The sequence below is a fragment of the Enterococcus sp. AZ101 genome (assembly GCF_050499005.1).
Taxonomy (GTDB): domain Bacteria; phylum Bacillota; class Bacilli; order Lactobacillales; family Enterococcaceae; genus Enterococcus_L; species Enterococcus_L ureilyticus.
The window spans coordinates 1,374,390-1,387,376 of sequence record NZ_JBMHEZ010000001.1; the positions used below are offsets into that span (position 1 = coordinate 1,374,390).

Here is a 12,987-nt window from a genome sequence, read left to right on the forward strand (position 1 = left end):
TTGACAGAGAGAAAAAGATCATGATATAGTAAAAGCATAAAAAGACGAAGTGAGGGATCCGTGCATTGAAAAATTAAGTCAATTTGTTGAAGCTGCATTCAGACTGTAACTTGAGCTATCTCAGGGGAGCAGTGTGCAGATTTTCAGAATTGGCATGATTTTTCAAGGTACGGATTTTTTGTGTACTCGAAATCCCGTTGCTAGTTCTGAAAAGTGCAGAAGGAATCATTGAACTTCCTTCAGCTTTTCATAAACGAGGTGAGACGATGTCAAAAATTGAACTAAAAAATATAACATTCGGGTATGACACTCAAGGAACACTACTATTCGATCAAGCAAATTTAAACGTTGATACTCAGTGGAAATTAGGGTTGATTGGCAGAAACGGTCGAGGAAAAACAACCTTACTAAAAATTCTACAGGATCAATTGGTGTATAGTGGAAAAATTATTCATCAATTAGAATTTCTGTATTTTCCTCAACCAATTAAAGATAGTAAGCAATTGACTTACTATGTATTGCAAGAAATCAGTGAGTTTGAGCAATGGGAAATCGAACGTGAGTTAAATCTTCTCCAAGTAGATCCTGCAATCTTATGGCGTGAGTTTGAAAGCCTTTCTGGCGGTGAACAGACAAAAGTTTTATTAGCTTTATTGTTTATTGATGCTCATTACTTTCCCTTGATTGACGAACCAACGAATCATTTAGATATTGTTGGACGTAAACAAGTAGCGGACTATCTGAAAAAGAAACGTCAAGGATTCATTGTGATCAGTCATGATCGTTCCTTTGTGGATGAAGTGGTAGATCATGTATTATCTATTGAGAAAAGCCAGATAGAGCTTTACCACGGAAATTTTTCGGTTTATGAAGAACAGAAAAAAATCAAAGATGAGTTTGAGCTGGCGCAAAATGAAAAATTAAAAAAAGAAGTCAGCCGCTTGAAAAAAACAGCTGCTGAAAAAGCAGAATGGTCGCGTTCTAAAGAACAAGATAAATATGGTAGAGCCTCTGAAAAGGGGAGTGGAGCAATTTATGATACTGGTGCAATCGGTGCACGTGCAGCTCGTACGATGAAACGTGCAAAAACAATCGAACATCGGATGGAAACAAAGCTGACGGCAAAAGAAAATCTACTTAAAGATATTGAATATATCGATTTATTAACGATGAATTATCAACCAGGACATCTCAAACGATTATTGACAGTTGAGAATTTACAGTTAAATTATCAAGAACAATCCTTGTTTCGAGCAATATCATTTGAGTTAAACCAAAGCCAAAGAATCGCTTTAGCTGGTCCAAATGGTTCAGGGAAATCATCGATCATTCGCTTTTTATTGAATCAATTTGATGGTGGGCGTCAAGGAACAGTGATTCGTCCAGAGCGATTAAAAATCAGTTATGTTCGTCAAAACTATGAAGACAATCGAGGAACGCTACTGGAATTTTCTGAAGAACAAAACCTCGATCATCAAGAATTTCTCAATAACTTGCATAAACTAGGAATGGAACGAGAAGTCTTTCAAAATCGAATTGAACAAATGAGTATGGGACAACGGAAAAAAGTTGAACTCGCTAAATCATTGGCCCAGCCGGCTGAACTTTATATTTGGGATGAACCATTAAATTATTTGGATGTCTTTAATCAAGAACAATTAGAGCAATTGATTTTGTCGATAAAACCAAGCATGCTTTTAGTGGAACACGATCAAGTCTTCTTAAAAAAAATAGCCACCCAAATTATTACGCTGAATAAGTAAGGAAAAACCTGTTGAAAGATGATGCTTGTCATTTATAAGTTAGGAACGCTTTTATATAGGCATTCCTAGCTTTTTTGATGTCTGAAAATAAAAGTAGAATCAATACTAGCACCAATGAGCATTTTTTAGAACAAATCTTTTATAATGGTATATTTCATAATGTTTAAAATATATTAATTATGGTATTATATAAATGAGGCAGTTATCAATATGCACAAAAATAATGTTATTAATTGTTTCGTATTCGGAAAAAAGATTGAATCGATACTCGTATGCAGAGAAACTAACCTATTTTGTTGATGTATATTCAAATTAGGATAGTTTGTAAGAGGATTTCTATTTGAATATGGAGACAGGTAGTTTTTTGGATATAATGAGAGTTAACTAAATCTTCAGAAATCTCTAATTAATCATGATTATATAAGGAATAAATTTAAATGGTAATGTCTCTCTGAATTATTATTGTTTAAAAATATCAGCACTAAAATATCTATATATTATAAGCTATGTATACATTAGTTAATACTTAAATATATTAAAGGTAAAAATAGATTGAAAATATTGGGAAAACAAATTATAAGGAGGAAGAAAAATGTACCTAAAAAAGTTATCTGTTAGAAATTATAGGAAATTTGGTGATAAGCTACAAAGAATTGAGTTTGCGCATGAAACTTGGGAGGAAGACACCAAACTGGATACTGTAAAGAAGGATGAGAGTGAAGAGGTTGCAGAAAAATATATTTCTAAAAGCTCTACATTAATGGTTGGTAAAAATAATTCAGGGAAAACAACAGTATTGTCTTTAATGAAATGTTTGAAAGACAAAAAATGTGGCTCATTAGACGTTTTTAAATATACTGATTTTAACTTAAACTATTTACGTAAATGGTATGAGGATAATATCTGGATGAAAGATCAGAAGTATATTAAAGACATCGCAGGTCAAAATTTACCAGTGTTGGAATTTAATCTAGAAATAGGTATTAATGATAAAGATGATGTAATTGGAAAATTTGAAGATATTTTAATCGTAAGGGATATAAAAAAAGAAGCCGATCAACAAAAGGAAGATGTGGCGGATGTAAATATACAAATAAAATATGAAGTTAATAATAAAATTAAGTTCTTGGATTCATTGTCTAAATTAAATAAAAATGTAACAGTAAAATTGTCTCAATTAGACTTATCTATGGAGGAGATTGAAAAAAATTTTCCAACAGATAGTGTCGAAACTTCAATAGCTAAATTAAGAGAGAAAATTAGTAGTAGTGAAAAAATAAAAAGATTTATTGAATTTTTTGAAGAAGAAAATTTTAGAGCTTATTTACAGCATTTTTGTGGTAAATATTATATTCTAAACTTCTATGCAGAGGGCAGTGATGAGCCAGCTAAGGATTTTTCTCTATCTTCGTTGTTAAAAGTAAAAACGATTGATGCAAATACAGTAAAAGATGGTAAGACGTTAACCAATGCATACAATAAAATCGTAACAACTTACATAAAAAATCACGAAACTGAAGATTTAGATAATTTTATGTACCAGTTAAATTATCAAACAAAAAAAACTGTTGATGATAACATTACAAAAATCTTACAAGATGCTGTTACAAGTATAGAATCGGCTAAAAATCTAAAAATGAACTTAAAACCAGATATTAATTTGCCAACAATCTTCAATCACGGGATCATTTACGAATACCAAGAAAACGGAAACTATATTCCAGAAAATCAATTTGGTCTAGGATATACAAATCTAATGGTTATAATCTCTGAGATTGTTGATTATATTGAGTTGTACGGAAAAGAAGATATAAATGGTGCAATCAACATTTTATGTATTGAAGAGCCTGAATCATTTATGCATCCTCAAATGCAAGAACTCTTTATTAAAAATATTTCTAAGGCAATCGCTAAACTAATAGGAAATAAGGGAAAGAATAAATTAGAGACCTTTCAAATAATTATAACAACCCATTCTTCGGCTATTTTGAATAGTAAAATTCACTCTGGGAATACGCTAAACAATATTGTCTACTTAGGATGTGATAGTAAAAACGAGATTATTGTACAAAATATAAAAGATGAAGAGTTGACCTCAACAGGAAAAATTGATTCTGGAATTTTTGAATATATAAAAAAATATTTAAGGCTAGAAGCCTCGGATATTTTTTTCACAGATGCAATAGTGTTAGTTGAAGGGGTATCTGAGGAAACGTATATAAGATATCTTATTGATAATGATGAAGTTTTAAATAAACATCATCTAAAAGTTTATAGAATTGATGGTGCTTATGCACATCAATTTATAACCTTATTGACTTTATTGAAGATAAAAACAATCATTTTTACTGACTTAGATTTGAAAAGGTCTGAGGAAGAAAAAACAGTGAAATTGAGTAAAGTTGATGAAGAAGATATCATCCCTAAACCAATAACAGATTTAAACAATAGGATTTCCCCTAATTCCTGTATTACTACTAATCAGTCGCTACTAGCATTTATAAAAAAAGAGAAGGCTACTGATGAAACGGAAATAATTAATCGCTTTATCATAGATTGTATCGGTGAAACGGAATCATTGAAAATATCTCGTTGCAATATATCGCTTTTCACTCAAGGAAAGATTAATGGGAACTATGCAACAAGTTTTGAAGAAGCAATAGTATTGACTAATTGTAAGGATAATGATGACCAATTTGAAAATAAGGAGTCGTTAATAAAGCTTTTACAATATGTTCATCCACAAATGAAATACTTTAGAGGTATTGATAGAGAATTCGAGATGGTAGATTATTCTTATATGTATCAAGTTAAATTATCTGATGGAAAATCTAAATTTTCGACAGGATTAGTTTTTCTAAATACAACAGAATCAGAGTTTGAAATGCGAATTCCAAAATATATTGAAATTGGATTACAAGAACTGAAGACGCATTTTTCGGAGGAGACAAATGACTCAATTGATTAGTGAAGAAAACATAAAAAATGAGAGAAAGATACAAAATCAAATAAATGAAAGTATAAAGGATTTTAAATGTTTTTATTTTGATGCGGGTGCTGGTGCCGGAAAAACATATTCATTACAAAAATCTATTGAATATATCTTAGAAAACAGAACAGATGAGTTATTAAGTGTAAAGCAGAAAATATTGTGCATAACATATACCAATGCCGCAAAAAATGAAATTTTGGAAAGAATAGGACAGAACTCACTTGTTGTTGTATCGACTATTCATGAGTTTTTATGGGGTTTTATTGCGCATCAACAGCCATTACTAATTAATGAACATAAAAAAAAGATAGAAGAAGAGTTGGGAAAGATAGATGATACTTTATCCGAGATAAAATTTTATAACGAATGTGATGATCAAGAAAGCTTTAAACAGATAGTTTTAAATCAAGAATTTCTTGATTTGTTTTATCAATATTACAGTGAATCTGCAACAGATTTTAGAGATGCAATAAAGAACACTGGGAAGATTGATGAAAAATTATTGAGTAATGTTTCAAATTTTAAAAAAGTTGTATCAGCGTTAAGAAGTGAGCAAAAACTGAAAGAAGCATTAAGTAACTCTAATAAAAGAAAATGTAAAGTACGTTACAATCCTACTCGTAATAGAGACAATCTTAGTTTATTTATTATTAGTCATGATACGTTATTAGACTATGCTTACTCAATTATCATAAATAACAATATAGTAAAAAGATTATTTTTTGACAAGTATCCTTATGTTCTAATTGATGAATATCAAGATACGGATAGAAAGGTTGTTGAGATCTTTAACAGTATTCTAGATTATTCAAGAGAAAGAGAGACGAACTTTCTGATAGGGTATTTTGGTGACTACATGCAAAATATTTATGATAAAGGAGTTGGCAAATTAGATACTATTGTTGAAGACTTTATACCAATAAAAAAGGTTTTTAATCGTAGATCATCTTCACAGATAGTAGAACTCATTGAAAGAATAAGAAATGACGGATTTGGACAAAAAAGTATCTATAAAAATTTCAAGGACGGTAAAATTCAGTTTTATCATTCGAGTCTTGAATTGGAAAGTCTATCTAGTTTTTTGTCACAAAAAGAAATTGATAAAGATTGTGCAGTTTTACTTTTAAAGAACGATAAAATAGCTAAGGAAAGAGAATTTGAGAATTTATTAAACAAAATTAGAGAGTTTCCAAGATTTAGTGGTGGGAATTACAATAATGTTGGTTCAGAGTTTTTGTCAAATAATCTACAAAATATGGGATGGTTTTTAAGAGAAGTTTTAAACTTTATTGATTTTATAGCAAAGGTGAAAAATGAGGACTCCACTGTAAGGATGGTTACAAATTTTATAGAAGGCTCCACACAGATTACTTACGATGTTTTTATTCAATTTATTAAAAAAGTTAATTCTATTAAATCTACAAAAATTGGTGGCTATATAAATGAATTAGGCAAAATTAGTATTAGTAATAATAAGGAGACTAATACTAATTTTGAGGTAGAATCGATTTTGAAAAATATATTTTCAATTGATTCTACTAACAATTATATAGAACAAATAAAAAAACGAGCATATGATTATTTTTACTTTACTTCAAGCGATACTTTTGAAGATGACGATAGCAATGAATCTGAAAGAGATATGAGTATTATAAATTCCTTCTTTGATTTAGAGCTAAAAGAATTTCTTTGTTGGTATGAATATGTTCAGACTGATAAAAAAGAAACAGGTATAAACTACTATACATTGCACGGATCAAAAGGTCTGGAATTTGATAATGTAGTTATTGTTCTTGAAAATACTTTTGCAAATAAGAAAGATTATATTCAATTTTTCTTTGAAAATTATGGTAATTTAAATTTCACGGAGGAAGAGAGCCTTAGATTTAATAGCGTTAGAAATCTGCTATATGTTGCTTGCTCAAGAGCGCGGAAAAAACTGTATATTATATATATTTCAGAAGATTTACAACAAAATGAAAGACAAAATATAAGTGTGATTTTTGAAGAAATAAAAAGCCTTGATCCTGATATTTTAGACATAGCCTATGATAGTCCTGAAAGTTAAAGGGATGGAATCTCTGAGGATGTGGAGTAGCATCATGTAATCCTACATTCTTATCTATATGATGCTTTTTATTCATATTAGTGAATTAGATATTTATTTTTAAGGTGTTAATCATTTAGAAATTTATTTTTTTAGATGATTTTTAACGGAAATAAACAAGCTCTTTAGTATTAAAACAGTTGAATTTAATTGGTAGTAAGGTTCTTTAGTATAATATATAAACTAAAAAAAATTGAAACTAGGACGGTATGCAATGTTTTCGATATTCATGAATGGACAGGACAAAACGAACCAAATAACAGATTGGAGACTTTGGAGTAAAGAAAATCAAATGATGGTGACTGTAGGTTTTCCATCAGGTAAGTTATTTACAAAACCGTTAGTCTTTTGCAAGATTACACCACAAAAAGAAATACAAGCAGGTCTTTTATCTAGAGAAGAAAACGTTTATCAACAAATAGATAAATCCACTGAATATGGGAATAAGTATGTTGTTGTAAACTATCCAAATGATCAAAAAAAGTATGTCATGAAGTCGGGAAATGTAAGAATTATTGCGAGTTCTGGTTTGAAAAATGAGAATATATTTTCTTATTTTACTGAAATTGCAAAAGAACGTGTTCGTCATGCTAGTCCAACAAATAAACCTATGGCCGAAAATATAGAGAGGCAATTGAAAAAAATTACTCTTTATAAAGGAACAGCTTTACACTCTTATTGCTATGGTAAAAATGAAGCTAGAGATTCTTTAGAGCATTTTATTTTTCCATTTGGGTTGAATGAGAGCCAATTAGAAGCTGTTGAAAATGCCTTTTCCTCTCAAATTAGTATTATTGAAGGTCCTCCTGTCACGGGAAAAACACAAACTATTTCAAATATCATTGCAAATATTTTAGTGAATAAAAAATCTGTTGCAATTGTTTCAAATAATAATCCGGCAGTTGAAAATGTGTATGAAAAAATGGCTAAAAAAGAACTAGATTACCTTGTTGCAAAATTAGGGAGTTCAACTAATAAGACAGGATTTTTTTCAGGAGTGAAGGAAGTTCCACTTTATAATTTTGAGTCTGCTGTAGTGACCCCAAAAAGTTAGACTTTTTATAGAGTGGATTTTTCTACTCTATTTTTTATGCAGTTTTTTGATCGAACTGTCGAAACTCTACTGGACTTTTCCAGTTAAGTTTTTCTTTGATTCGTGTTTTTTTATCTGGAAAAATGTTGAATTAACCTTGATCTCAAGGATTTCTAGTATTGTTATTCCATTCTTTCTTTGTCATAATGGTAGATAAGCTAAATAGAAGCAGGTTCTGGAGAAAGAGAAGGTGCGTTGGGTTATGAATTGTTGGGAAATATTGGGGTTGGAACCAACTTCAGATAAAAAAAAGATAAAGCGGGCCTATGCTGCAAAACTAAAAACAATAAATGTAGAAGATGAGGCGATTGCGTTTCAAAAGCTAAAAGAAGCCTTTGATTCGGCTATTTTTCTAGCAGGAACGATTATTGAAAGTGGTCGACCTATCGAAAAAACAACAACTATAGCCGCAATTGAAGCAGCAGATGAAGAGCCACCGAACGATATAGAACAAAAAGTCGAGCTAAAGACAAGTAAGTTAGAACATGAAAAGACACAACAGACTGTTCAAAAAAATGAAGAAATAACATTCGAACAAGACTCGTTTGAGCTCAAGGGAAATAATCAAAGCATAACGAAACCAGAGACAATCACTCAAAGCCAAACGAACAACGTTGAACACTTTGACCATAAATTAGCAGCACTTTATAACGAAATGGCGTTCTTTTCTGAAGTAGAAAAATGGACGTTGCTATTTTCAGATGATCTGGAGTGGTCAATTGATGAACATCGTGACATTTCAGATATAATGAAGGGATTTTTACTGGCAAATTATCGTGTATTATCCAAGCAAGTTATTGAGTATATTGGTGAATTTTTTGATTTTGATTCGTTGATAAAAGATTATAAATCTGGCGATTATTTTTGTTATACATGGGCAGCGATCAAGGAAGTTCCATCTTTTTCATTTGACATCTATCAGAATATTCAATTAGAACAGCGGATTGCCTATTTTACGGATCGGTATGAACTTTTTCACCTTTTCGACAATGGTCTTCCAGATCAAGCTCTTTGGCAAGAGCGTTTGAATTCATGTCACGCTGTGATGACAAAAGATCAAGATGTCATCAATTTGCAAATTGCGCATCTTTTGATGAATGATTTTAGACTAGAACAGGAACATACGGTCAGCTCATTGAATGAATTATTGGCTGAAGTCCTTGCCTTGAATGAGACGAATACGAGTGGTTTTTTTAGAACCTATTATGAATGGGTCAAAAATGAAGGATCTGCCAACGCTGTCTTGATTTATGATAAAAGCGAAGTAACCATTCCAACGACAACGATTGATTTATTAACGGGCTATGTTTATTTTCGCTTAAAACGTCATTCTCGTGTAAAAGAATGCTGGGCAGAATTAGCCAAAAAAGACCCGGCATTATTTCAATCAAAAGAATTGGCTATGTTACAAGTTATGGAACCGCCCCAAGGTCCTCTCAAAAAAGAAAAGGGTGTGGGCAGAAATATATGGGCTGTTTGTTTGATCCTCTTTGCACTGTTTAAAATTGGCAATAGTTTGTTTCGACTTGAAGAACGGAATTCTTATACCACTCCTTCTGATATTCAATCCTTTGTCAGTGGAGAAAGTGAATCCAAAGCTAGCTATTTTACAGATGAAGTATCAGATTTAAAAGAAAGTGAGAATTTGTATGATCAATTTCTTTATTACTTTTTTATCAATCGAGAAGATACGGATCGTGATACGTTTGTAGAAGAACATTTAGTTGGAAAAGCCAAGGAACAAGCTAAGCAAATGGTAGTTTCAGAGTTACCCAAAATAACGATCGAATCCAAATATGATTTCTATTCTTCACCAGATAACGTTTCAGAATATGGCTTTGTCACAGCATTGAATTTACTAGATGAAGAGGAACCGTTCATCATTCTTCAAGAAACAAATGATGAAAAAATCGAAAATGTTTATGGAGAGGGTTGGGAATTATTACCACAAGATAAATTCGAGGAATTGTGGGCGGATATTCAAGTTCGGCCAATAATGTCGCAAAAGTTTTTTGTTGTTTATTATTTATTATCTGATGAACGTGATCAAAATTTAAAAGATCATTCAGAATATGTTACAGATAATGTCAAACAATTGTTGGAGAAAAATAGTAAAAGGCCTAAAGCAGATGAGTTCGAAGGGGGGACTTGGCAGATCAGCCAAGATGATGAGGACAAACTATACACAATCATCAATGATGAAAAACACGACCATCGTTATATTCTCTCCTATGACACCTATGGACGCTTGGAACATATTTATGGAGAAAACTGGGAAAAATTAGATGCGAATAAAACCAAGCTGATTTACGATAAAGCCGAAGAAGAAGTGGGGGTTTACTGATAGAGCATTGAGGAAGAGATAATAAACTTTTTTAATTGAATATAGATTGAAAGAAAGTTACATCTGAACATCTCTTGATTTCAGAGTAACTTTTTTATTTCATTATTATGGTAAAAATTAAAAAATAATCAAAAAATGTGTATAATAAAGAAGTCATTCTTTGTATGGGAATCAGATTGAGTTGATAACTCTGATACCTTTCAAAAAATGAACCAAACTATCAAATGAAGAAAGAAGTGTGACGAGTGGAAAATATTCTTAGTTTATTAGGTGTACTAATTGTCATAGTTGGCTTTACTATGAAACTAGACTCAATTTTGATTGTAATGATTGCTTTAGTTGTTACCGCTTTGGTGGGCGGCATTGGTTTGGAAGGGATGCTAGATATTCTAGGTACAAGTTTTGTAAGTAACAGAGGAATGGCTATTTTTATTATTATTATGTTAGCAACAGGAACCTTAGAAAGAAACGGCTTAAAAGAATCAGCAGCTTCTTTGATCAGACGATTCAAAAAAGTTTCAGCTGGATTGATCATTGATATTTATGGCGTTTTTCGAATGATTTTTGCCGCTTTCAACGTTAGTTTTGGTGGAGTGGCAGGATTTGTTCGACCAATTATCTTACCAATGTCGCTGGGAGCAGTTGAATCTCAAAATTTAGAATTAAATAAAGAGTATGAAGAAGAGTTAAAAGGAATGGCCTCAGCAATGGAAAATATTTGCTGGTTCTTTGGTCAAGTATTATTTATCGGTGGTTCTGGAGGACTGTTGGTTCAATCAACTTTAAAAGAATTAGGGTATGAAGTCAGCTTAGTGCAACTCGCAGCTGTTGAAATTCCTGTAGCCTTAGTAGCATTAGTTACGGCAAGCATTTATTTCTATACCAAGGATCGTCGCTTGATGAAAAAATATTATGGTACTACCAAACAAAAAGGAGGGCTATCATGAATTATTTTATGAACTCAGATATTTTGCTTGGTGAGAAGTTATTAGAAGTTTTATATATTTTAATGGGCTTAATTTTGATATACACAGGCGTGAAGAATTTAGTAGATAAAAGTAATCCTCATCGTTATGGAACAGGTTATTTTTGGTGTGCTTTGGGGATCGTAATTGGTGGTGGACGTTTTATCCCATCTTTGATCAGCGGTATCCTAATTTTTTCAATGACGATTCCAGCTATTTTGAAAAAAGTTAGTAAGGGGCAAAGTAAACTACCTTCTAAAGAATATATGCAGCAAATGTCTGATAAGTTGGGAATGAAAATCTTTATTCCAGCTTTAAGTATTGGGGTTTTTGCCATTATATTTGCATTGTTTACAAAACTTGGCGCACTTGTTGGTGTGGGCGTGGGTGTTTTAGTAGCAATTATGATCCTGATGCTTTATTCTAAAAACAATAAACCTACTACATTTTTGGATGATGCAGCAGATATGCTTGGCACAGTTGGGCCATTAAGTATGTTACCGATGCTACTGGCATCACTCGGGGCGGTGTTTACTAGTGCTGGGGTAGGTACAGTGATTTCATCTGCGGTGGGTACGATTGTACCGCAAGGAAATGTCACTGTTGGGATTATCATCTACGCTTTTGGCATGATGTTGTTTACGATTATTATGGGAAACGCATTTGCTGCAATTACAGTGATGACGGTTGGCATCGGTGCACCATTTGTCTTAGCCTATGGAGCAAATACAGCATTGATTGGTATGCTAGCTTTGACATGTGGCTATTGCGGCACATTATTGACACCAATGGCTGCAAACTTTAATATCGTACCAGTAGCAATGTTAGAAATGAAGGATAAATATGGTGTAATTAAAAATCAATGGTTTATCGCATTATTTATGTTTGTTTTTCAAGTTATTTATATGATCTTATTTAAATAATAAGTCAAACAACTCTTCACAGGCTAGCTTCTCGGAAAAAAGATAAAAATAGAATGTGACAAAAAAAGCGTCACTTTAGATTTTTCCTATTTTTCAGTCGAAGCAAAACGAGCCTGTTAAGCTTTTAAATTTTAGGAGGTTTTTATTATGAAAGTATTAGTAACGGGTTTTGATCCTTTTGGCGGGGATTCTGTCAATCCAGCGTATGAGGCGGTAAAAATGATTCCTGATGAAGTCGCAGGAGCAAAAATAATCAAATTAGAGATTCCCACGGTTTTTAAAGAGAGTGGAGAAGTATTGGAAGTTGCAATCAAAGAACATCAACCTGATATCGTTATTTGTGTTGGGCAAGCTGGCGGGCGCAGTGCTGTTTCCTTTGAACGAGTAGCCATCAATTTAGCTGAAGCAAGAATTCCTGACAATAAAGGAAATCAACCAATTGGAGCAAAACTTGAAGAGGATGGTCAAACTGCTTACTTTACGACTTTACCAATCAAAGCGATGATGAAGAATGTTCAAAATCACGGGTTGCCTGCCTACATTTCATATACAGCTGGTACTTTCGTTTGCAATGATATCATGTATCGTTTATTGTATATGATCGACAAAGAATTCCCAAAAATCAAAGGTGGTTTTATCCATGTGCCGTTTGAACCGACTCAAGTCATCGATCGACCGGTTGGAACACCTTCAATGCCAATTCAAACAATTGCCGATTCATTGCTCTATGCAATTGAAGCAGCAGTAATAACGAAAGAAGATATTGAAGAGAATACTGGAACAACACATTAGAGACATTG

Annotated in this window: 8 protein-coding genes; all 8 read left to right on the top strand. The window is 32.3% G+C overall.

Annotated features, from left to right (window positions below; all coding sequences use genetic code 11):
- The first annotated feature begins 266 nt into the window (after positions 1-266).
- Positions 267-1,763: an Lsa family ABC-F type ribosomal protection protein gene (locus IGJ50_RS06570; RefSeq protein WP_429949545.1), complete on the top strand. Its 1,497-nt coding sequence runs from the start codon at positions 267-269 to the stop codon at positions 1,761-1,763.
- 592 nt (positions 1,764-2,355) lie between these two features.
- Positions 2,356-4,731 (top strand): AAA family ATPase, encoded by a 2,376-nt coding sequence (locus IGJ50_RS06575; protein ID WP_207121325.1) that lies wholly within the window; start codon positions 2,356-2,358, stop codon positions 4,729-4,731.
- Entirely contained in the window at positions 4,715-6,823 is a 2,109-nt protein-coding gene (locus IGJ50_RS06580) for a UvrD-helicase domain-containing protein (RefSeq protein ID WP_429949548.1), read from the top strand. The genes IGJ50_RS06575 and IGJ50_RS06580 overlap by 17 nt, the downstream gene beginning before the upstream one ends.
- A gap of 253 nt (positions 6,824-7,076) precedes the next feature.
- Complete coding sequence (locus IGJ50_RS06585) at positions 7,077-7,916, top strand: AAA domain-containing protein (protein WP_429949550.1); 840 nt, start codon at positions 7,077-7,079, stop codon at positions 7,914-7,916.
- Positions 7,917-8,145: 229 nt separating this feature from the next.
- Positions 8,146-10,299: a hypothetical protein gene (locus IGJ50_RS06590; RefSeq protein ID WP_429949552.1), complete on the top strand. Its 2,154-nt coding sequence runs from the start codon at positions 8,146-8,148 to the stop codon at positions 10,297-10,299.
- Between the two features lie 245 nt (positions 10,300-10,544).
- The gene (locus IGJ50_RS06595) at positions 10,545-11,246 is read left to right on the top strand and encodes a DUF969 domain-containing protein (RefSeq protein WP_069639952.1); all 702 of its coding nucleotides are present in this window, start codon (positions 10,545-10,547) and stop codon (positions 11,244-11,246) included.
- A complete protein-coding gene (locus IGJ50_RS06600) occupies positions 11,243-12,187 on the top strand; it encodes a DUF979 domain-containing protein (RefSeq protein WP_429949555.1) in 945 nt (314 codons plus the stop codon). Before IGJ50_RS06595 ends, IGJ50_RS06600 begins: the two co-directional genes overlap by 4 nt.
- A 147-nt stretch (positions 12,188-12,334) precedes the next feature.
- Complete coding sequence (gene pcp, locus IGJ50_RS06605) at positions 12,335-12,979, top strand: pyroglutamyl-peptidase I (protein WP_069639954.1); 645 nt, start codon at positions 12,335-12,337, stop codon at positions 12,977-12,979.
- The last annotated feature ends 8 nt before the right edge of the window (positions 12,980-12,987 follow it).